Source organism: Methylobacterium oryzisoli (assembly GCF_046557895.1).
GTDB classification, from domain to species: Bacteria; Pseudomonadota; Alphaproteobacteria; order Rhizobiales; family Beijerinckiaceae; genus Methylobacterium; species Methylobacterium oryzisoli.
The window spans coordinates 6,354-26,327 of the sequence record NZ_JBKIBX010000061.1; the positions used below are offsets into that span (position 1 = coordinate 6,354).

General features: G+C 64.9%; 27 protein-coding genes, 1 pseudogene and 1 other annotated feature. Of the genes and pseudogenes, 20 read left to right on the forward strand and 8 right to left on the reverse strand.

All coding sequences use genetic code 11. The features are described 5' to 3' along the window. A partial coding sequence (locus tag ACKUB9_RS31380) for a phosphohydrolase (RefSeq protein ID WP_410826003.1) occupies positions 1-362 on the forward strand: 362 nt, incomplete at its 5' end. Here ACKUB9_RS31380 and ACKUB9_RS31385 read toward each other — a convergent pair. Further along, complete coding sequence (locus ACKUB9_RS31385; protein ID WP_407530168.1) at positions 288-551, reverse strand: DUF4113 domain-containing protein; 264 nt, start codon at positions 549-551, stop codon at positions 288-290. The genes ACKUB9_RS31380 and ACKUB9_RS31385 overlap by 75 nt on opposite strands. Between ACKUB9_RS31385 and ACKUB9_RS31390 the strand changes: the two genes are divergently transcribed. The 5 genes from ACKUB9_RS31390 (at position 442) to ACKUB9_RS31410 (ending at position 2,241) form a co-directional block, all read left to right on the forward strand. Then, the gene (locus ACKUB9_RS31390) at positions 442-882 is read left to right on the forward strand and encodes a hypothetical protein (RefSeq protein WP_407530169.1); all 441 of its coding nucleotides are present in this window, start codon (positions 442-444) and stop codon (positions 880-882) included. The two genes, ACKUB9_RS31385 and ACKUB9_RS31390, sit on opposite strands and share 110 nt — an antisense overlap. A gap of 149 nt (positions 883-1,031) precedes the next feature. Then, on the forward strand, positions 1,032-1,451 hold the full coding sequence (locus tag ACKUB9_RS31395; protein WP_407530124.1) for a DUF5681 domain-containing protein: 420 nt from the start codon (positions 1,032-1,034) through the stop codon (positions 1,449-1,451). Then, positions 1,448-1,702 carry a hypothetical protein gene (locus ACKUB9_RS31400; protein WP_407530125.1) on the forward strand — a complete coding sequence of 85 codons (255 nt, stop codon included), beginning with the start codon at positions 1,448-1,450 and terminating at the stop codon, positions 1,700-1,702. Before ACKUB9_RS31395 ends, ACKUB9_RS31400 begins: the two co-directional genes overlap by 4 nt. Beyond that, positions 1,699-1,986 carry a hypothetical protein gene (locus tag ACKUB9_RS31405; RefSeq protein ID WP_407530127.1) on the forward strand — a complete coding sequence of 96 codons (288 nt, stop codon included), beginning with the start codon at positions 1,699-1,701 and terminating at the stop codon, positions 1,984-1,986. Before ACKUB9_RS31400 ends, ACKUB9_RS31405 begins: the two co-directional genes overlap by 4 nt. A gap of 9 nt (positions 1,987-1,995) precedes the next feature. Continuing rightward, the gene (locus tag ACKUB9_RS31410) at positions 1,996-2,241 is read left to right on the forward strand and encodes a hypothetical protein (RefSeq protein ID WP_407530128.1); all 246 of its coding nucleotides are present in this window, start codon (positions 1,996-1,998) and stop codon (positions 2,239-2,241) included. A gap of 105 nt (positions 2,242-2,346) precedes the next feature. Here ACKUB9_RS31410 and ACKUB9_RS31415 read toward each other — a convergent pair. After that, positions 2,347-3,039, reverse strand: a pseudogene (locus ACKUB9_RS31415) (integrase core domain-containing protein). Between the two features lie 343 nt (positions 3,040-3,382). On the opposite strand from ACKUB9_RS31415, the gene ACKUB9_RS31420 reads away from it, so the two are divergent. The 6 genes from ACKUB9_RS31420 to ACKUB9_RS31445 all read left to right on the forward strand — a co-directional run bounded on the left by ACKUB9_RS31420 (position 3,383) and on the right by ACKUB9_RS31445 (position 10,670). Beyond that, a complete protein-coding gene (locus ACKUB9_RS31420; RefSeq protein WP_407530130.1) occupies positions 3,383-3,625 on the forward strand; it encodes a hypothetical protein in 243 nt (80 codons plus the stop codon). A gap of 233 nt (positions 3,626-3,858) precedes the next feature. Beyond that, positions 3,859-5,313: a UbiA family prenyltransferase gene (locus ACKUB9_RS31425; protein ID WP_407530132.1), complete on the forward strand. Its 1,455-nt coding sequence runs from the start codon at positions 3,859-3,861 to the stop codon at positions 5,311-5,313. Positions 5,314-5,554: 241 nt separating this feature from the next. Continuing rightward, positions 5,555-6,901: a hypothetical protein gene (locus ACKUB9_RS31430; RefSeq protein WP_407530134.1), complete on the forward strand. Its 1,347-nt coding sequence runs from the start codon at positions 5,555-5,557 to the stop codon at positions 6,899-6,901. A gap of 13 nt (positions 6,902-6,914) precedes the next feature. Further along, positions 6,915-9,107, forward strand: a complete 2,193-nt coding sequence (locus ACKUB9_RS31435; protein ID WP_407530136.1) for a hypothetical protein — start codon at positions 6,915-6,917, stop codon at positions 9,105-9,107. A 360-nt stretch (positions 9,108-9,467) separates the two neighbouring features. Then, a complete protein-coding gene (locus tag ACKUB9_RS31440; RefSeq protein ID WP_407530137.1) occupies positions 9,468-10,154 on the forward strand; it encodes a hypothetical protein in 687 nt (228 codons plus the stop codon). Then, positions 9,751-9,866, forward strand: a sequence feature (AL1L pseudoknot). Its footprint overlaps the gene before it by 116 nt. A 159-nt stretch (positions 10,155-10,313) precedes the next feature. Continuing rightward, entirely contained in the window at positions 10,314-10,670 is a 357-nt protein-coding gene (locus ACKUB9_RS31445) for an EamA family transporter (protein WP_407530139.1), read from the forward strand. A gap of 214 nt (positions 10,671-10,884) precedes the next feature. Here the strand turns inward: ACKUB9_RS31445 and ACKUB9_RS31450 are convergent, their stop codons facing one another. Continuing rightward, positions 10,885-11,166 carry a transcriptional regulator gene (locus ACKUB9_RS31450; protein ID WP_407530141.1) on the reverse strand — a complete coding sequence of 94 codons (282 nt, stop codon included), beginning with the start codon at positions 11,164-11,166 and terminating at the stop codon, positions 10,885-10,887. A 54-nt stretch (positions 11,167-11,220) separates the two neighbouring features. Between ACKUB9_RS31450 and ACKUB9_RS31455 the strand changes: the two genes are divergently transcribed. The 4 genes from ACKUB9_RS31455 to ACKUB9_RS31470 all read left to right on the forward strand — a co-directional run bounded on the left by ACKUB9_RS31455 (position 11,221) and on the right by ACKUB9_RS31470 (position 13,595). Continuing rightward, on the forward strand, positions 11,221-11,562 hold the full coding sequence (locus tag ACKUB9_RS31455; RefSeq protein ID WP_407530142.1) for a hypothetical protein: 342 nt from the start codon (positions 11,221-11,223) through the stop codon (positions 11,560-11,562). A 230-nt stretch (positions 11,563-11,792) separates the two neighbouring features. Further along, on the forward strand, positions 11,793-12,083 hold the full coding sequence (locus ACKUB9_RS31460) for a hypothetical protein (protein ID WP_407530144.1): 291 nt from the start codon (positions 11,793-11,795) through the stop codon (positions 12,081-12,083). A 17-nt stretch (positions 12,084-12,100) separates the two neighbouring features. Continuing rightward, on the forward strand, positions 12,101-13,300 hold the full coding sequence (locus ACKUB9_RS31465; RefSeq protein ID WP_407530146.1) for a hypothetical protein: 1,200 nt from the start codon (positions 12,101-12,103) through the stop codon (positions 13,298-13,300). A 4-nt stretch (positions 13,301-13,304) separates the two neighbouring features. After that, positions 13,305-13,595: a hypothetical protein gene (locus ACKUB9_RS31470; RefSeq protein ID WP_407530148.1), complete on the forward strand. Its 291-nt coding sequence runs from the start codon at positions 13,305-13,307 to the stop codon at positions 13,593-13,595. A gap of 64 nt (positions 13,596-13,659) precedes the next feature. Here ACKUB9_RS31470 and ACKUB9_RS31475 read toward each other — a convergent pair whose 3' ends face one another. The 5 genes from ACKUB9_RS31475 to ACKUB9_RS31495 form a co-directional block, all read right to left on the reverse strand. Continuing rightward, positions 13,660-13,938, reverse strand: coding sequence for a hypothetical protein (locus tag ACKUB9_RS31475; protein WP_407530150.1), 279 nt, complete (start codon positions 13,936-13,938; stop codon positions 13,660-13,662). Between the two features lie 3 nt (positions 13,939-13,941). Further along, positions 13,942-14,793, reverse strand: coding sequence for a hypothetical protein (locus ACKUB9_RS31480; RefSeq protein WP_407530152.1), 852 nt, complete (start codon positions 14,791-14,793; stop codon positions 13,942-13,944). Between the two features lie 20 nt (positions 14,794-14,813). After that, positions 14,814-16,316 carry a hypothetical protein gene (locus tag ACKUB9_RS31485; protein ID WP_407530153.1) on the reverse strand — a complete coding sequence of 501 codons (1,503 nt, stop codon included), beginning with the start codon at positions 16,314-16,316 and terminating at the stop codon, positions 14,814-14,816. Beyond that, positions 16,316-16,600 carry a hypothetical protein gene (locus ACKUB9_RS31490; RefSeq protein WP_407530155.1) on the reverse strand — a complete coding sequence of 95 codons (285 nt, stop codon included), beginning with the start codon at positions 16,598-16,600 and terminating at the stop codon, positions 16,316-16,318. Before ACKUB9_RS31490 ends, ACKUB9_RS31485 begins: the two co-directional genes overlap by 1 nt. Before the next feature lie 356 nt (positions 16,601-16,956). Continuing rightward, positions 16,957-17,751, reverse strand: a complete 795-nt coding sequence (locus ACKUB9_RS31495) for a hypothetical protein (protein WP_407530157.1) — start codon at positions 17,749-17,751, stop codon at positions 16,957-16,959. A 148-nt stretch (positions 17,752-17,899) separates the two neighbouring features. On the opposite strand from ACKUB9_RS31495, the gene ACKUB9_RS31500 reads away from it, so the two are divergent. The 4 genes from ACKUB9_RS31500 to ACKUB9_RS31515 all read left to right on the forward strand — a co-directional run bounded on the left by ACKUB9_RS31500 (position 17,900) and on the right by ACKUB9_RS31515 (position 19,927). Then, entirely contained in the window at positions 17,900-18,112 is a 213-nt protein-coding gene (locus ACKUB9_RS31500) for a helix-turn-helix domain-containing protein (RefSeq protein ID WP_407530158.1), read from the forward strand. Positions 18,113-18,228: 116 nt separating this feature from the next. Beyond that, entirely contained in the window at positions 18,229-18,402 is a 174-nt protein-coding gene (locus ACKUB9_RS31505; RefSeq protein ID WP_407530160.1) for a hypothetical protein, read from the forward strand. Further along, positions 18,390-18,659: a hypothetical protein gene (locus ACKUB9_RS31510; protein WP_407530162.1), complete on the forward strand. Its 270-nt coding sequence runs from the start codon at positions 18,390-18,392 to the stop codon at positions 18,657-18,659. The genes ACKUB9_RS31505 and ACKUB9_RS31510 overlap by 13 nt, the downstream gene beginning before the upstream one ends. After that, positions 18,659-19,927 (forward strand): DUF3987 domain-containing protein, encoded by a 1,269-nt coding sequence (locus tag ACKUB9_RS31515; RefSeq protein WP_407530164.1) that lies wholly within the window; start codon positions 18,659-18,661, stop codon positions 19,925-19,927. The genes ACKUB9_RS31510 and ACKUB9_RS31515 overlap by 1 nt, the downstream gene beginning before the upstream one ends. The last annotated feature ends 47 nt before the right edge of the window (positions 19,928-19,974 follow it).

Genomic DNA, 19,974 nt, shown 5'->3' on the forward strand with positions numbered 1-19,974 from the left:
AGCAGACTGGCCTCGGCCTCTCTCCTGATGCTGTGGCCCAGGCCGCCTGGCTGCACGACGTGATTGAGGACACCGAGACCACGGCGGATGACCTGCGTCGAGCAGGCTATGCCGAGCCTGTCATCGAAATGATCGAACTGCTGAGCAAGCCGCCGGGGCAGCAGACCTATGAGGAGCGCATCGCCACGATCATCGAGAGCGGCAACCTCGGGGCGATCCTGATCAAGCTGTCGGACAACGAGGACAACAACGATCCTGACCGGGTCAGACCAGAGGGCTTCGAGCATCTAACGGCGCGGTACATCGCCTCGATGGCGCGATTGCGCCGTGCGGCGGCCGCGCTCGGCTACACCGGCCCGTGAGGTTTCTCGCCCACCGTACCTGCCGAAGGGGCATCGCTCGCACGACCGGACCTTTGGCAACGGCGTCGTGTAGCGCGGCGTGCGCGTCTCGAACTTCGTCGACCACGTCCGCTTCGCCACCGAGCCCGCTCGGGCCGGCACCACGCTGCCGCGCCCGAAGCAGGCTTTGCAGGCGTCCATCGCCGCCATCAGCGCGCCGCTGCGCTCGCGATCGAATTTCCCGAACAGCGACCACGGGCTCTCGTCCAGCGGCACAATTCTGCCTGCATCAATCCAGGTTAGACGACGCCTTCCGGACCTGAGGATCACTGTTCTCCACCTGTGTGCCGATAGTGCCATTGGCGCCAATAGGTGGGCACTCGCCGTCTCACAGTGTGTGTCGACCAGCATCTCGGGAGCAGATGCATTTCCCGCCCGTGTGCCGAAAGCGTCATTAGCGCCAATAGGGGAGGCGATCTGCGCCGCCTGTGAGGGCGAGACGGCACGGACCATCCGCAAGCACGTGCTGCCTCTGGCCTGATCCGCGGCAGCGCCGGAACAGCGGCTCAGCCCCCTGTTTTCAGTCTGATATCAACACCTAAACAGCGCCTGTCTCCGTCGCTCGCGATCTCGACCTTGATTGCTGTAGTATGTCGGCTAGTTCGACCGTAACGGATCAAAGGTCAGGTGATGCCAGTCTCAGGCAAACCTTTCGAGAAGGGCAGAAGCGGCAATCCTGGTGGGCGGCCTAAGGGCTCGCGCAGCAAGGCCACGCTCGCGTTGGAGGCGATTTTCCAGGGCGAGGCCGAGGAGATCAGCCGCAAGGCAATCGAGCTCGCCAAGAGCGGGGACACGGTCGCGCTGCGCCTCTGCCTGGAACGCCTGTTGCCGCCTCGCAAGGATCGGCCGGTGCCGTTCGCGCTGCCCCCGATCGAGACCACCGCTGATCTGACGAAAGCGACTGCTGCCCTTCTAGAGGCCGTTGCCAACGGCGAGCTGACCCCATCCGAGGCCGCCGAACTCGGCAAGCTGGTCGACGCCCACGTGCGAGCCATCGAAGTCACGGACCTGCACGACCGCCTCACCCGCCTGGAGGCTGCCCAGCCATGAGCGTCGTTCCACTCGCCCATCGTGTCCGCAAGCTGGATTGCGCCCGCAGCTTCAAGGGCGACCTGAACCAACTCAGCGATGCCCAGCTTTGGGCCCTGATCCGCTCCGGCTATCCCGACCTAGAGCGTAAGCATGGCAGCCTAGCCGGTGCCATCGAGCATCTGCGCGGCACTGGGGACAGCGATGACCGAGCCCTGGCCATCCTGATCGCCGAGGACATCGGATACCCGCCGGCCGGGAGCATGTCATGAGCGTCATCAGCCTGGAGCGGCGCCTGCGCCGGATTGAGAAGCGCCCGGCAGGCGTCTCCTTCTTCCTCGTCTGGGGTAAGACCCCGGAGGAGGCGCAGGACGCTATGCGCGTGGCCGGGGTGGGAGAGGCGGTCCTGCTGATCTGGCCTCACTCCGATCCTGTTCCGCCCTCGCGCCGTGTCGTGTTCGACGATGACGGCGGCAGCCTCTCGGAAATGACCAGCCAAGAACGCGCGATCCTGCGCAATGCCATCGAGGCCGAGTTGGCGGCCCGGGTTCAATAGGAGCCATCCATGACCGTCACGAGCCTGCTCAAGCGCCTAGACCGCATCGAGGCCAAGCACCACGTCGGAGCACCGACAAAGATCTTCGCTGATCGCCCGATCACCGATGACGAGGCGCAGGACGCGCTGACGAACTGGCGCGAGTGGGTGGCGGATGGGCGGGCGAAGCTGCGAGGGGACGTACTTCTCGTGGTATCCCCGCCTATGACCGTCGAGGAGTGGGAAGCAGCCTACTGCACTCGCGCGCGGCACTGAGAGCAACTGACAACCGGTCACGGGCGGCGATCAACGTTCTTAGCGCGATTAGGCTCTGTTTCGGGCGAGGCTTCCTTGGAGTTGCCCCTGTTTGTGGTCCAAGGCCTATGCAAGTTCTCGGGCTGTGTGACGGACCCCCCGGATCTTGGTCCGGCCGAAGGGTGAGCCTCCGGGCTCATTCGGCGGCCTCTCGGGCCGCCGCCAGGGCAGATTCCTGGGGCGTCCGCCACCCCAGGCTGTGTGAGGACGGCTCTCGTTGTACCGCCGCCGCCACGCCTCGATCTTGGCCCGGGCGTCGGCCAACGACAAGAAGCAGTGCGCATTCAGGCACTCGTCCCGCAGCCGCCCGGTGATCGACGCGACCAGCGCAGTGTCGGTCGGCTTGCCGGGACGCGAGAAGTCCAACGTGACGCCGGTCTCGTAGGCCCAGCGATCGCGTGCCTTCGAGACGAACTCAGGCCCGTTATCGACCTGGATCGCAGCTGGTGTGCGCCTCCTGAACCTGACGCACGCGCTCGCGTCGCCGAGCAGGCGTCAGAGCTTTTTGCCAGCACGTCCTGCAGGATGTGCTTGTCGAGGCTCAGATCGGTCACGAGCGGCTTGAGCTTGCGGTTCTCCTCCTCCAGCTGCTTCAGGCGCCGCAGCTCGCCCGTGCCGAGGCCGCCATAGAGCTTCTTCCAGCGGTAGACCGTCTGCTCGGAGATACCCATCCGGCGCAGCACCTCGGCAACCGGCGTTCCCGTCTCGGCCTGCTTCAGCGAAGGCGATCTGCTCCTCGGTGAACCTGCTCTTCTTCACGGCTCCGCTCCTCCCGTCAGAGGCTGACAAAACCGGAAAATTCGCACTCGCGCTGGAACAAAATGGTGGGGGGACGTCACGCCACAGACCGCGCAAGGCAAGAGCTTGGCGCGTGCCTGCAGAGCAGGTTAGATCTGGCCCACAACTTGCGTGGTGCCACTTCTTCGTCGGGTTTGAAGCATAGATTGCGCCAATCGGGGTTTGACTGACTGAGAAATCACGCTACGCTCATACCAATGTACGCGCTTGTACATAAGATACAGCAAAGGTGGAAATCAGAGTTCCTCATGGCAATTCAAAACGACTTTCGAGAACTGCTGTCAGCCGGGGAGGATTCGCAGACATGCCGCAACATCGTAATCGAGAGGAGATCGTTCAGGCGCTGACGGGGATTTTCGATCTTACGGCGCATCATCTCGCGGAAAGCGGGGCTTCGGATCTGGAAGTTGGACGTGCCATGGTGGCGACCGGCTTGTCACACTGGGCGCGGGCCGTATCGGCCGAGCAACTCATTGATGAACTCTGCGGTATTACGAGCGCTCTGGCGGCCGACACACTGGCTATTGTTGTTTACGACGGTAGCTGATGCACTATTAAAGGAAAGCTCTATGGCGATGCGCGTCATAAGCTCCGTAAAATCGGCTGATTAACTATGGATACCTTGGCGGTATCGAGAACAAGGCAGGTATTATTACATTTCACTATGCTGAGAACCGGCGAACCCGATATCGCGCTTAGGGGCTGTGTCGCGCTGCGAGGGCATATGCTCCAGTGCTGGCACAAGGCAACGGGCCGCCTCCAACTAAGAGGGAGACTTGTATGCTGGTGCAGGAGCGGCTTGCGAGCGATCCGGGGCGAGAGGGTGCCCGGCCATTGGTCGTCGATCTCGACGGAACCCTCATCAAAACGGACATCCTTTACGAGTCCTACTTCCGGGCGCTTCCGGGTGACCTGCGTCATCACTGGGCTGTCGTGAAAGCGCTACGCGGTGGCAAGGCGCAGCTCAAGGCGATGTTGGCCGCCGCAAGCGCATTCGAGTACGCGACCCTGCCTTACGATGATGCGGTGCTGGAACTCGCCCGCGAGGCGCGCCAGCAGGGCCGGGAGGTTGTGCTCGCCACCGCCACCGACCGGCAGCACGCGGAGGGCATCGCGGCCCATCTGGGAGTGTTCGACCGCGTCATTGCCTCCGATGGAACACAGAACCTCGCCAGCAATGCCAAGGCGCAGGCGCTGGTAGCGCTGTTCGGCCAGCAAGGCTTCGACTACATCGGCAACGGCTCCGATGACCTCGCGGTGTGGGCCGAGGCGGCGGAAATCTATGCCATCCGGACGAGCTCCGGTGTCCGGCGTAATATCGCGAGGCTCGGAAAGCCCACGCACTACATCGACGCCCCCAAGGCAACACTCCGAGTGTGGATGAAGGCGATCCGCGTCCATCAGTACGCGAAAAACTTCCTTGTATTTGTGCCGGCGATCACCAGCCACCAGTTTACTCTTGAGGCCTTGATCTCGGCCTGCCTCGCCTTCATGGCTTTCTCGGCCTGCGCGTCAGGCGTTTACCTTCTCAATGATCTGCTGGATCTCGAAGCCGACCGGATTCACCCAACGAAATGCCACCGCCCCCTGGCGAGCGGCGCGATCCCAATCAGCCAAGCCACGGCCGCGATTCCGCTGCTGTTCGGCCTTGCGGCGCTCTGTGCTTTTGCAGTCTCTGCCGGCTTCGCTGGCGTCCTTACCGTCTACCTTGTCCTCACTACCGCTTACTCGCTCCATCTCAAGCGCAAAATGCTCATCGACGTGGTGGTGCTGGCCTCCCTCTACACCATCCGCGTGATAGGCGGCGCGGTTGCAGTCAATGTCGTCGTGTCGGAATGGCTGTTCGCCTTCTCAATCTTCATTTTCACGTCTCTAGCGTTGATGAAACGCTACGTCGAGCTGACGGCCATCGCCGACAAGGGTTTGATGGATCCCAGCAACCGCAACTACAAGGCCAAAGACGCCGAGATCGTGGCGATGCTGGCCGCAGGTGCAGGCATGAACGCGGTGACGATCTTCTCGTTGTACGTCGCGTCGCCGTCGGTCCAGACGCTCTATCACCGTCCATCGCTGCTCTGGCTGATCTGCCCAATTCTGCTGTTCTGGATCGCACGGGCGCTGATGATGGCGCACCGGCGCCACATGCACGACGATCCGGTGGTCTTTGCGATCCGCGACCGCGTCAGCCGCCTCGCGGCGGTGCTCGTGGCGGCCATCCTGCTCGCCGCGGTATGACACACCCTTATCACGGCCTCATCACGGCGCGGCGCCGACGACGAGAACTCCGCTCACGAGCGTTGTGTTGCCCTCGCCATTCAGCATCAGCGATTCGTCGGGCAAGGGGCGGCCGGCATCACCGCGGTCCCGAGCGCGCCGTACAGTAGGGCACTGGCCCACCCATGACGGCCCCGCTGCAGAAAACGTCCGCTCCATCGGACGGCGATCCACGTGCAAATGATCCGGAGGCGATGAATCAATGTCCGAGTACAGTCCGGTCCTTGAGCGCGATCTCGCGCTGGCCCAGCAGCGCTCGGTCGGGAGCGCCTCAGCCCTGGATGGCGTTGATACAGCTCTCGCCGCCGCCTGTGCGCTCGTTGCAATGTTGATTTCGGCTTGGGGCTTCGCCACGCTCGGCCCAGCCCTCGACACCGAGCATTCCTTCAACATCTGGTTCCAGGCCGACACGCCGCGAGTGGTGCTCAACCTCACCGACCTAGCAAGCAATCATTACCGCACTGCGGTACATCCGATCTCGTCACTGCTTACGACGCCGCTCGTTCTCGCCCTGGCCAAAGCCGGCGTGCCGCCTCTTCTCGCCTGCAAGGCGCTTATCGCGCTCGCTGGAGGCGCCTGCGCTGCTCTTTTGTTTATCACCGGTCGGCTTCTGCGCCTCGGCCGCCTCGACGCTGCACTTGTCGTTGCGCTCTTCTTGACGAGTGCTGCTTACCTGCATTGGTACGGACAGATCGAACTCAGCGCGTTCTCGGGCGTGACTATCGTCCTCTCGCTGCTGTTGCTGGTCCGCGAGTCGCTGGCCGCACCAGTCTGGTGGGTGCTGATGAGTGCCGCGACGCTTAGCATCACGGTCACCAACTGGGTGGCGGGCCTCGCCGCAACCTTCGCTCGCTGGCCGCTGCGAGGGTTCGCGGCGATCTCGGCCGGGGCATTCGTGCTCGTCTGCCTGCTGGCGATCGCGCAGCAGCACGCTATGACTAACGCGCAGCTGTTCTTCAAGTACTCGTCGGCCCGCAACGAGACTCAGTGGACGCAGATGGCGATGGAACGTCATGGGCGCGGCACCTGGAGTCCAGCGCGCAGCCTCTACTCACTCTTCGTGACCACTGCCGTTGCTCCCATGCCGCAGCGCGAATCCAAGCAGGGCGTGACCGTGGTGACGAACCAGAGGCCCACCCTGGCGGACATGACTTGGCTCTCACTCACCGCCATTGCTGCCTGGATCGGGCTTCTCGCCTGTGGCGCCTACGCGGGCTGGCACGTGCGGCACTTGCGCCGCGTCGGTATTGGGATCGGCCTGATGTTGCTCGCGCAAGCGCTCCTACACAGCATCTATGGTGACGTAACCTTCCTGTACGCGGCCCACGTCATCCCAATGCTGGTTGGCCTCGCGGCGCTGGCCTTCGCCTCACCTGCACGCCACTTCGCCCGAGTGGCAGCGCTCGTGGTCGTGGTGGCGGGCGGCCTCAACAATGTTGGACAGTTCCGCGCTGCCGCCGCTTTCGCCAACGACATCCTGCGGTCCGGAGGAAACGCCGTCGACCCTGTTTTCAACGGGGGTGTGCTGCGGTCCGGGCTGAGCGGTTGAGGCGATCAGTACCATGCACCACTTGCTGCACAGCTTTATGAACGATCCCTCTTGGGCAGTGGCGCTCCACGCGGCTGCTATGCCGGCCGGCCTCGCAAGTGCGGGTCTCGCGGCCGTGCTCCTAGCGATCTGGCTGGTACGGCGTCCGGCGAGAACTTGGTCGACAGCAGCGGCACTCCTTGGCCTCACGGTCGCGGCGGTGGGGGCGCTCACCCTGTACCGTCTGGTGCCGCAGCGCATCGGCGAGGGGCGTTTCGCCGTCCTTGCCGCGATGCGCGAGCGGCCGCACGACCCCTGGCCGCGTCCGGCTGGGCACGTGCCGCTCGGGGCCTTCGGGGCTTCCGAGACCGCGAAAGGCATCGTCGAGCCAGGTGGCAGCTTCAGTCCCGCGTTCCGCAGCTTCGGCATCTCGGTCTGGGTCGTGGAAGAGGGCGGCGCGATTTCGTCGACGAGCGACGACGTCCCCGCCGGCTTAGCGAGTGCCCGCTACGATCACTCCCCAGAAGGCCAGCCGGCAATCGTGGTCGAGGCGCCCGCCTACGTGGCAACGTGGAGCGTGGTGGGAGCGGCGCATTTTCGGCTCGACCTCGTGGGCCGTGCCGCGCCTGGGCAACACGTGGAGGTCGCAATCCGTAGCGTTGGTCCCGCGGGCGGACCATTGCACCGCATCGTCGCCGACGGCAGCCGCTTGCACCTCGACGAAGCCTGGACGATCGAATCCAAGACTTCGACTCGCCTGACCGCGCTTGGCGAGGAGGGCGTAGCGGGCTGGACGCGGCCAGACGCGACCCCGCCCTCCCGTGTTGCTAGTGCGACCGGCTGGGCTCATGCGCGGCTCGCCGGGGCGGCCGATTCGCGCGTGGTGCTGGAAGTGCTCGGGAATGCCGTGCCTGCGCCTCCCTGGCCGGTGCCGCAGGTGCGTCTCAGCCTCAAGCGGATCGATCCCGCCTTCGCGCACATGCTGGAGGCGCAGATCACTGCGCTCCTCTCCGGCGTCGTCGGGGACGAGACCCGGCCGGGCGATCCAGTGAATTATCCATTGCAGTGGCAGCGGGACGCGACATTCATCCTCGTCGCCCTCGCGCGAGCCGGCTATACGGATCTCACCAAGCGCCTCGCAAGACCGATAGCCCGTGAGGATTTCTTCGGCGGTTTCGGATCCGAGTCCGATGCTCCGGGTCTCGCTCTCTGGGCACTCTCAGAGACCGCCACCCTAGTGAACGAACGGCCCTTCGACCTCGCTCTCTGGCCGGACGTTGTGCGCAAGGCTGCGCTTATCACCGAGATGCTAGGGACTAACACCGAGATGCGTCGACCCTACTCGGGTTCAATCGTCCCAGACTATGTAGGGCATCCGGACCTGACTCTCGTGACGGGACCGAATCGCGACGGTCTGATCAGTGGCCGCATGGACTGGCACCGCCCGGTTCTGTTCGTGAACGCGGTGAGTTTCGCGGGCCTGAGGGGTGCAGCGAAGATTGCTGAGCGGCTAGGTGAGTTCGAGCGCGCGGCGGAGTGGACGCGCCTCGCCGAGAGCATCAAGGCGGCGTGGCGCCGAGTCTTTTCGGCGCCCGATCGGATCGCGGACGCCGAGAACGAGCGAACGTTCGTTTCGGGCCTTTGGCCTTCCGAAATCGCAGAGCCCGCCACTTTCGAGCAGCGCCTTGACGCACGCTGGCGGCGGCACTGGACGGCGCCGGATCAGCCAGCCGAGCGCCCTCTCTGGACCTATTTCACCCTCGCGGAGGCACATCAATGGCTGCGCCTCGGGCGGCAGGATCGGGTCTGGGGCGTGCTCAACTACTTCGCGGCCCACCAGCCTATGCCCGGCCTGCACACTCTCTGGGAGGGGCGCCGGGAGGAAAACAGCTTCGGCCTCTGGAAGACGGCACGCGGCTGGGTGAGACCACCGAACGTGAACCCGCACTACTGGTCCGCCGCCGAAATGCTGCTACTGCAACTCGCGATGTTGGCTACGGTGTCGAACGAGGCGGACTCTGAGGAACTCATTATCGGGATGGGCGTGCCGCCAGCATGGTTGGGGCAACCCTTCGCGGTCACCGGGATTGGCACATCCCGCGGCACCGTCGATTGGGCCTGGACGGGTCGCGAGGTCCAAGTCACGCACGCGGGTGACCCACTTCCAGTCAGGCTTGGACCAAGCTTCCCACCCGGCACAGCCGTGACGCTGCGGTCCGGACCGTGAGGGCATATAGCGAATGAAGGCACTTTATAGAATTCTTTGCGATAGATCTTCGGCATACTCGTAGCTAATTTGCACAAATGCAAATCAAATATGCCCGCTTAACACTTCGCTGCAGTTCTGGAGATCTGAGCGGTGGGCCGCGACGTGATTTATTGCCATTTGTCAATTTCTAGAGGAAATTCTGGCACTGCGAAGAACGTGATGAAAGCTGAACGTGATACGCCTGACACACAGAACATCGATCATGGAATGGTCGCATATGCAAAACGGCGTTAGTTGCACCGCTCCTGCCCTGTCCCATCAGCAACGGTGAGCCGCCCCGAGTTTCCCGCAGGCCCCAACTCTTGAGAAGGTGGAGCCATGACGAAGCATACTCCGCCCCTCTCCCCTGAGATCCGCGAGCGGGCGATCCGAACGGTCCGAGCCCATCAGCGCAAGCACGACCCGCGATTGGTTGTGATCCAGTCGATTGCGGGCAAGCTTGGACGCTCGGGCGAAACTCTGCCCATATGGAATTGTCAAACAGAGCGCAATCAAGGCCTGCGGTTGGGGCAAACTACGGATAAACGCGAGCGGATCAAGGCGCTTGAGCGTGCGAACCGCGAGCTGCCTCTAGCCAACGAAATCCGGAGGAAGGCCAGTGCGCAATTTTGCGGTGGCGGAGCTCAATCGCCCGTCAAGGACATGATCGCCTTCATCGTATGCCACCGCGCGGTCTCCAGAGGCGCGTTGATCTGCAGGGCCCTGCCGATCGCCTCATCGGCCAACCAAGCCCATAGAGCCCGCCGCGCTGATACCGGTCAGCTGCTAGCCCGAGTTGGGAGCGACGAGACGCCGATGGTCGAGGTTCGATGTGTGTACGATGCGAACTTCGGCGTCAATTACGTCCGGCAGGTCTGGATACCGTTTGGCCGAGACGGGCTCGCGGTCGCTCGATGCACGGTGGCACACCCGATGCGAGCGATGAACCTGAAAGGCATCCTGCGGCGTCAGTGGGTCCGCATCTCTATTCCCGATCCGGCTAGACTGAGAGAGTGCTCATGTTGATGCCCTGGCGCACGATGGATGACAATGCGATTGCGGTCGCCCTGAAGGAGCGACGATGTTTAGGATGTGATGCATGGTGGCTTTCACACTCTTCCCAGCGGTTCAAGTTCTGAACGCAGGCCGGCAAAAGCACTAACTTTCTTGCACAAAAGAGGTATCATGACACTCAGACTCTTTGTTTTAATCCTGGTGTCAGTTTTTTTGTCCGCAATGGCGCAGGTCGCTCTCAAAAAAGGAGTAGGTTTGGCAAAATCTCTCGACGGAAATCCTGAATTTATCGGATTTCTGTTGCAGCCTTTAGTGCTTACAGGCCTGTTTCTCTACGGATGTGGGGCAATTTTATGGCTTTCTGTCTTGTCTCGTGCAGATTTAAGTCTTGCCTACCCTTTTGTGAGTCTCGGATTTATCCTGACAATGGCTGCAGGCGTGCTGTTCCTAGGCGAGAGTCCTTCGCTTACGCGAATTATCGGCACTATGATTATCGCGTTCGGCTGCATTCTTGTAGCTAGATCATAAATCCTGCCTCGGATCTCACATAGCATGAGCACCGATGGTGGAGGGGCTGTTGTACCCCTAATCGCGAGGGTATTTTGAACTGGGCCAAGTGAGAAGCTACTGCATGGCGGTAGCCCTGGGTAGGCGGTAGGCGAGATGTTGGATGGTGACAGGACGGAGCTGGCGCATGGTGCAGTCTCCGTCTGGTTAGCCCCCAGAGGTCAGATCTCCGGTGTCAGTGCTCGTCCCGAGTGCCGTCAGCCCGCATGCGGAAGCGGACACCTGCGCCTCCGCCATTCTCGGGGATGAACTCGATGCCAGCAGCTTCTAGAGCCGCGCGGACAGCTCGCACATTGTTCGGCATGCCGCTCGCCATTCCTTCGCTCGCTTCCATGCGCTTCAGCGTTGGGACCGAGATGGCAGCCGCGGCGGCCAAGTCGTTCTGGCTGAGCGCGAGCAGAGTGCGTGCCGCAGCAATCTGGCGACCCATGATGGCCTCTTGATCCTTATAGCTCATTTAGATCCCAAGGGATTGACAGCTGGCGCTATATGATCCATAAGTATCACTGTGATGCTTTTGGTCAAGGTCGCGCCGATGTCCGCCATCCGCTCTCTCTCCTGGTCAGCCGCGATGCGTGACATCGAGCGCGACCGTGGCCAGTTCCGTCCTGGCGAACGCGCCGCCATCGCGCGTGCAAACGCCTTCGCCAAGATGGCTGCCGATCGCGCCCGCACCGGTGCGCCCCTCGTCGTCGGTGGCCAGTACGACCGCCGCGCCATCATGGCTGCCGCCATCAAGGCCGCGCAGGCTCGCCGCGCTGTGTCGGGTGAAGCGTGGGGCGTCTGCCTCTCGGCTGCTCTCAAGGGCGTCTGGCAGGTAGCCAAGGCCGCTCGCCTCGCCAAGGCGCACTGACATGGCCGAGACCGCTCGTCTCCTCCGCATCGCCGCCCAAGCCCGTCTAGCGGCTTCCTGCACCGTCCTGCCGGCCGACGCTGCTGCCCTGAAGGCCCAAGCCCGTTTCGCCCTCCGGCTCGCCCGCAGAGGCCACCGCGCGCCGCTACCACCGTAGCTCACAGCCTCCCCGTTTCTGGGGACCCGCACTCGCACCCTCATCCGAGCTTTCAGCCCCGGAGCCCCCGGTTATGGCAACGACCCCGCACGCCCGCTTCCAGCCCGTTCCCGTCCTCGTTCCCACTCGGCGCTACGCTCGTGCCGCCCACGTATCCCGCGTCTCGCAGTACACGCGGCAGGCGCCGTTCCTGATGCCCGACGAGGCCGACGAGGTGCCCGCCTGGGAGGTGGTGCAGCCCGTCCGGCCCGACACGCCGCACGCCCGCGCCCTGCGCTTCTTGAACTTCACGGGCGAGCTGCTGAGTGCCGCCCTCATCATCGCCGGGGGCGTGTTCGCCTACGGCTTCCTGCACATCGGCTGAGCCGGGGGGACACCGCCATGAAGATGAACCTAGCCCGCCTCGTCCGCCGTCCGGCCGATGAGCCCCGTCCCTCCCTGCGCGAGCGCGCCGCCGCTCTGAAGGCCTCGGCAGCTCGCGTGATCCTGCGGCCGGTTCCGGCCGCGCTCGCCGACCATGCGAAGCCCGTCCAGGCCCCGCCGAGCCTTGACCGGTCGGTGCCGCTGCTCGGCCCCGACGCCGCGCTGATCTGCGAAACACGGGATCTCGCCGCGATCGAGGCCGCGCAGGAGGCCCTGCTTGCCAACGGCGACTATGCCGACGCCTACGACGCGCCGGCCTGGGTGCAACTGGAAGGATGGCGCGAAACCATCTTCTCGCGGATCAACGCCACGCGAGCGCAGACACTCAGTGGCTTGAGAGCCAAGGCGGGGCTGTTCAGCTTGGAGTGTGTCTCGCATCATCAGCAGGCCCATGAGCAGCTTGCCCTCTCGCTCGCGGCCGACCTCAACGGGATGGGGCCGCAAGCGGCTGCCGAGCTTGATCCCATCTTCGCGGCCATTGAGCACAACTGCGAGGGAATGTACCTGCGCCAAGCCGCTATGGAGGCAACGGCCGCATCGAGCGATCGCAACCCGGACCTCGTGCGGGCCCGTGAGGAGGCAGGAGACGAAAGCTGGCGACGCTGGAACGCTCTCCTTGAGGTTCGGCCGACCACCGCCGCGGGGGCGCGGGCTCTCGCCCGGCATGTGCTGGAATGGATGGAGGAGCAGGGTGAGGATGGTCCCGAGACGGCGGATTACCGCAAGGCGCTGGCGCTGATCGGCAGCGATGTCGTTCCGGCCGATGCCGGCGCCGCCACTCCTCGCCCGATCGCCCCTCCTGCGCCGCCTCCACCGGCGGTGACCATCCCGGGTCTAAGCCGGTGCACGATCGACCAGCTAATCGGCCTGTTCGACGTCTATGCGCGTGCCATGGGCACGTTTCACACCTCGGCGTTCTGGCCGAAGGTCGGCGAAGCGGGGTCCGAACTCCTCACGGGCGAGGGCGACCGTTGCGAAACGCTGATGCACGCCGTTGAGGACGAGTTGCGGCGCCGTGTTCCCAAGGATGCCTCGGAGAGCGACGAGAAGGCGGAACGGCTGGCCTACATCCTCATGCAGCGGAGCGATTGGCAGGGCGTGCGCCGGGTGGCGGCCCAGGCCGAAGCCGAGATCGCGGCCTTCGAGGCCGAGTTCTGACCCGATGACGAACATCCTGCACTTTCCCGATCGGCGCCAGCGCGGCGCCGGTCTCGGCCCTCAGTCGGTTGACCCGGCCGTGAGGGCGCAGGTGGAGCGGGCGGCCCAAGCCGCTCTCGACACTGCGGATCGGCTCATCGCCATCCTCGATCGCTGGGATGGAGATCCGGATTTGGAGCCTGATGTGGACGAAGAGCCCTCACTCGGCGCTCCCGAATGCGATGGCTCGCAGGTCATCTGGTGCCGCGGCAGTGATCGCGACCTCGAAATGAGCCATCCTGGAGAGCAAACCTAATGCAGTGGTCCGTGCCGAGCAGTACCGTCTACGAGAGGAGAACGTAGACGGTACTGCACCAGGGTCACGCGCTGGGGCGATACTCGGCCGCGTTGACGAGGCGGGCGGTGCTTACGCCACCATAGTCATTGAAGCCGAAGCGCTTGAAGCCGCGACCGAAGCCGCGTCCATAGTGGAAACGGTTGAACTTGTAGAACCGACCACCGTGGAAGCCGTGCTTGTGGAAGCCGCCATGGTAGCCGCCGCCGTGATACCCGCCGAACCCACGGGCTTCTGCGGACCCGGCGAAGCTGATGGCTGCGATACCTGAGATCAGGGCGGCACTGAGAACGGTCTTGATCATCGCTTACTCCTGTCTGTTCGAGGTAGGAGCAGGATGCGGGTTGCTTCCGATATCTTCCGTGATGCGCATCACGATTGTGCTGGCCTGATTGGGGGATGCCGGAGCCGCGGCCTGCGCGGCTTCCGTCTGCGCCACCGCACCCCGCAGGCGCCCGAGGCCGGCGCGCTGCTCGGCCGATAGGAAGGGCAACACGGCCCGGCCCTCGCTGCGCAGCAGGTAGTCGAGGCGCCCGGCCATGTCGCGGCCGTCGCCCCCGACGTACCGGGCGATGATGGACTGCTGCACCGCCTGCCACGGCTCGCTGTCCTCGCCAACGGCAGAACGCAGCCGCGTGAGGGTCTGAAGCTGGCCCGAGGAGATCCGCCCCGTGGTGGTGCCGAACAGGGACGTGACCACATCGCTGGGCGAGGCGTCCCGCTCCACGATGCGCTGGAGGCGCTGGCCGGCTACGTCGCCCGGACCACGCGGGGCGAACGCCTGCTTGTACTCGCGAAAGAGGCCGCGGGCGCGCCGCATGGCTTCGGCCGGCGCTACGTCCCCGATCGGCAGCGAGCCGGAGGCAGCAGGCCCGAAGCCTTCGCCCAAGCCCGGGAAGGGCACATCGTCAGCAACGGTCGCGAGGGGCGATGAGGCCGTCGCAGGCGCCCGCTGGCCGAACATCCCGACACTCATCAGATCCTCAACCCGTTGGTCGAAGGCGTCGATCACGCGCCCGAGCGCGGCCCGATCCGTCGGGTTCTGGCCCGTGCCGCCGTAGTACGAGACGAGGCGCTTGCGGACCTGCTCCACCTGCCGGAGGCTCGGGCCAGCGTCCGTGAGGCCGAGGATGCCGGGCAGGTTGTCGAGGTCGGCCACGGCCCGCGCTGCGGCTGGCGTCAGGACCGGATCAAGAGCCACCTCCGGCCCGAGCGCGGCGCGCACGCGGCTGCCGACGTCCGAGAGAGCGTCGGGCGCGAAGGAGCCGGGGATCTGGCCCACCTCCCCATACGCCTGCCGGTAGGCGCCGCGCGCCCGTTCTGCCGCCTCGCGGAGGCCCTGCACGGCCGTTTCCGCCCCGGAGAGGGGATCGGAGCCCGTCGGCCCCTGCACCGCCTGTAAGGCCTCGGTCTCGGCTTGCTGCGCTGATGCGAGCCGCTGGGCCGCCTCGTCGCTGGCGAACCGCGCCCGGTCTGCTGCCGCCTCGAAGGCCATCTGCAGATTATCGATCGGGTCTGCGCAAGCTGGCGTTGGCCGTCCGGCAGGTTGGGCTGCGCGGCGGCCCTGATCAGGAAGCCGACCCGCTGGCTGAGCGGCGCCTGCGCGATTGCCGGCACGGGCACGTTGGCGATGGTCTGATCCGAGCCTGGGATGGCGAAGCCCTGCGCGGCCTGTGCGCCCGGCGCGGGGATATCAGCGGCCGACACGCTGCCGAGCGTGCCGCCGAGCGGAGCGCCCCCGGCATCCGCCACCATGATCGGGCGCCCGGAGCCCGCACCGCCGGCCGGCGCCTGTCGCAGGGTCGGCATTGCATCGGCCACGCTGTCTGCCTGCGTTCCACCACCGTAGCGCCCGCCCATCCAGGAGAGCACCTGTCCTGCCGTCTTCGGCGTACCGTCCCGATTGAAGAACACCGTCCGGTTGGCGTTCGCGGCACCCGGTGTCACGAAGGTGGCCGCGGCCGCATCGGGATTGCGCATCGCGCCTGAGAGGAAGCGGGGACCGCCCGCCTCGCCCAGGAAGTGGCTGGCGTAGAGGGTCGCCGGGTTGACCGGGAGGCCGGCAGCCGAGAGCGCCCGGGCGTTGTCCGCCGTGAACGCCTGCATGGCCCGCTCCTGCTGGGCGGGATCGGTGCGGCCGCTCGCCGTCAGGCCGAGGTCCGGGTACTTGCGGGCGAGGCCCGCCCAGGTCTCGGCGGTGAACTGGTAGCGGCCCGTGGCGGTGCTGTTCGGGTTGCGGGCAAGGTCGTTGCCCCCGCTCTCCCGGGCGCGGGTCTGGGCGAGATAATCGCCCATCTCGCCGCCGCCGCTCGCGAAGGTCGGCAGCGACGAGCGGCCAGCGCCAGCGGTCGAACTCCGCTGTTCAAGGCCCTGAGGACCCTGCGCTGCGCCATCCGCACCGTAGAGCCGGCCCAACTCCCCCAGAAAGCCGGCGCTCGCCTGCTGCTGCGCGTCGAACTGCTTGGCCTGCTGTCCGTACTTCAGGATGCCGAGGCCCGTGTCGGCATCGCCCGCCTCGAACGCTACCCGTGCCGCGCCTTGGTAATCGCCTGCCGAGAGCGACAGGCCCAGCTGCTTGGAAAGGTCCTGTTTGCGCCGGCGCTCCATACCCTCGGCCAGCGTCGTGCCGAGTTGTGCCAGAGGCGAGAAGTCGATGCGGGGTAGCCCAAAGCCGGAGGTCATCAGCCCTGTCCCTCGCAGGTTCGAACCGCGTCGTAGGCGCGGTAAGCGTCGGTGGCGGCGTTCATGGCGGCGACCGCCTCGTTCAAGGTAGCGAAGAGGGTCCCGCGCTCGCGCGGCAGGTGCTCCAGCAGGAAGAGGATGTGATCGGCCTGCAGCTTGAGGCGTTCGACGGCGCGAACGGTGCGCACCAGATGCGGCTCGATCGGCAGATCAGGCGCACGGCCCTGGCGGGCCCCGACGCTGTCCGGTTCGGCGCTGTGCGGGTTGCACGCCTCGCCCATCATCACGCGGCTGCCCGCAGTGCGGCGCCGGGAGCACCTGGACGAGGGCAATCGGGATCTTGAGGTGAGCACAGCGCGACGAGGCCGGCAGCGAGAGCGCGACGGGCCAAGGCGGACCGCTTCAACCCGCTTTCGCGTGCCTCACGATCGAGAGCGGCACGCATGTCGCCGCTGAGCCGGAAAATCAGAACATCATCGAGGGGCCGGTTCACGGCGACATCTCCCGAGTGTCAGAGCACTCAGGAGACCTAGATCATCCGGCGGCTTTTTGTAATACAGAGTACAGTAACGCATAGCGTTTAGCGCTTCGCAGAGTGAGCACCGCATCTGTGCGCACACGCCGCTGTGCAAATTTCTTCTCAGCGCGAAGTGAGATCCTTTAGGGATTGCGCAGGGGGCATCTCGCCCTCGACCGCATCCCCGGCCATCTGAAATTCTGGCTCAGCGTCGACGGTCGTTTTGTAATCCCGGAGCTTTTCAGGCGCGTCCCAGTTCATATCTCCTTGCTCAAGAGCAGCGCGCCCCGCCTTTCGCTCGCGCTCCTTCCTTTCCTCGACTTCCTCGGGTGTTGGACCAAACAACGTTTCCCGCCCTGATCCACTATAGGCGTCCGTAATCCGGCCTTCCATGGTGTCAATGTAAACTCCCTCTTCGAAGAAATCTCCAACCCAGGCAATTCTTTCTTCAGCAATCTTCCGTCCCAGGGCAGCTGGAGGAAGGTCAAACGTTCGAGCGCCAGGGGCGGGCCTTGGGCCTTCGAGGGGTGGAGGGTTATCTTCGCCTCGCCAAAGCAGATAGTGCTTAGTTAGATCGACAGCCGCACACAGCGCCGTTCTTACTTCCACCTCATCACGACCACGCGCCCTCGCAGTGCGCGTGATGTGCATGAATTCATCGGCCAGAATTTCGAGAAACTGGGCGACGGCGTGATTGGAGCGCAGATAGGGCCGCAGCTCGAAGTTGAAGATGCCCGGCAGGGGGTCTCCCATCTTCTGCGATTGCTCCTCAAGGGATTGCTCAAGCCGTCGCTCAACCTCCTGCGCAAGCGAACGCCCCTCCTGCGCGGCAATCTTCTCAAGCGCCTGCTTCAGGTCTGTCCGCGTCCGGACATTGATCGACTGACGATCTACGCCGCCTGACGGCTTCCTTGGCATCTGAACAAACCTCGCGTCGCGTCGCACACAGAGACCTTGTGCGACATTAATTGGCACGAAGGCCTTGTCATCGCAAGAGGGCAGCTCTAAAACGAGTAGCATTACGCGACACAGAGCGACGCGCATTCGCATCGCTAAGAGGCTGACCATGATCACAGCGGAAGTGCTCAAGCGGATCAGGGAAGGCGCGAACGTCCCGGTCGCCCCGCTCGCCCGGGTCGTCGGATGCAGCCCCAACCATCTTTGGAAACTCGTTCGGGACGGAGAGATCGAGGCCGTGAAGGTCGGCACCGCGATCTTTATTCCCGCGCGCGTTGCGGCGCCGCTCGTTGGCATCAAGCCGGAGCCCATTGCCGCCTGAAGCCCGCCGTCGGCGGGCGCGCCCTGCCGGCTCTCCAGCAGCCCGCCCCGAAAAAGAACGGCCCCGACACGGGGACCGTGCGGGGCCGAAAAGGTCAAAATCACATGACAACATCTATGCTCACCCACTCGCGTGCGCAACTGCCCTGCGAGATCAATCGGCCGATTGAGGTTACCGATCTGAGCGGCGTACAGGCTCGCCGCATCCTCGGCCGTATCAACGCGAGCTCCGAACTTGCTGCGGTCATCGCCAGCCACGCCTTCCACGTGACCGATCGATGGGGGCGCTGATGTCGTTCCATCCCGCACCTGATCCCGCGCATGGCACGCCGGATCTCTACCGCGTCAGCATTGCCGAATGCGTGGGCAGCCTCGCCATCTATGGCGAAACCGTCACCCGCTACGCCGAACTCGGAGACGATGCCGGGCTCGCCTACGGCCTGCGCTGTATGGCGGCCAACCTCAGGTGCGCCCTGAACCTCCTCGGCGATCTCGAACACATGACGGAGCGCCAACAGCAGCGTGGGCCGAACCACGAGGAGGCGTGATGACTGACCGCTTCATCGATCACTTTGCGGACGAGATCTCTCAATTGCAGCCCGACCCGCGGTTTCGCGGCGCAGAGTTCATCGGGGACATGCTCCCGGGTCGCGGCAGAGCCCACACCAACGAGCCCTGGGGTGAGGCTGACCTCTCCCTCCTAGGCACCGGCCGCCGGCCAGCGCCCTCATTCTCTCTCTCTGCCGTTGGCGACTGGGCCGAGTGGGTGGAGACCAAAGCCCGCAGCGCCTCAGCACCGCCCGACTACGTCGCGGTTGCCCTCTTGGCTTGCGTTGGCGCCACCATCGCCAACGTGCGTTGGCCCCTCGCTGGTGCCACGTGGTCTGAACCGCCCGTGCTCTGGTGCGCCGCGGTCGGCTCGCCCTCATCCGGCAAGTCGCCTTCCATGGATGCAGCCTTCGGGCTGGTCCGACACGCTGAGGACCTGCTGGCCGCCGACTTCGAGATGGTCCGGGCCGATTATCTCACGCGCAAGCAGGCGGCTGAAGCCCGTTCCGAGGCGTGGAAGGCCGACGTCAAGGCGGCCGTGAAGGCCGGCGAGGATGTCCCGCCCATGCCACACGATGCGGCCGAACCTCTCCCGCTCGTCCGGCCTCGCATCCGGGTTGCTGACGTCACGGCCGAGAAGCTCGGCATCCTTGCAGCCGGCCTACCGCGCGGGCTGCTCCTGGTGCGCGACGAACTCGCTGGCTTCATCGGCGGACTGGACCGCTACAGTGGGGGAGGGTCCGACCGCGCGTTCGCGATCGAGATGTATGGCGGACGCCCGTATGTGATCGACCGCGTGAAGAACCCCGAGCCGATCAGCATTCGGCACCTCTCTGTCGGGCTGCTGGGCGGCATCCAACCCGAACGACTGTCCGCCCTCATTGAGGGACCGGACGATGGCTTGGCCTCCCGTCTGCTGTGGTGCTGGCCGGAGGCCAATCCCGGCTTCCGGCTCGCACGTGAAGCCGTCGACGACGCACCGATGCAGGCAGCATTCGCGCGGCTCACGACGCTGGCGATGGGCAGCGACGCGTTCGGCAACCCGGAGCCGAAGCGACTGCGACTGACCCGTGAGGCGGAAGACGTCTTGGAGATCTTCGGCCGCCAGATGGCGCGGCGGGCTGATGAGGCGACCGGCCTGTTTGCGGGCACGCTCGGCAAGGCGCGCGGGCATGCGCTACGGCTGGCTGCCGTCATCGATCATCTGTGGTGGTGTGCGCGGCCGCAGGAGAGGGAGCCGGAGGTCCTCCGCCCCACGGTTGCTTGAGACACCCCGTTAGCGGACGGTCTCCGCGGCAGGGGTGAGGACGATGA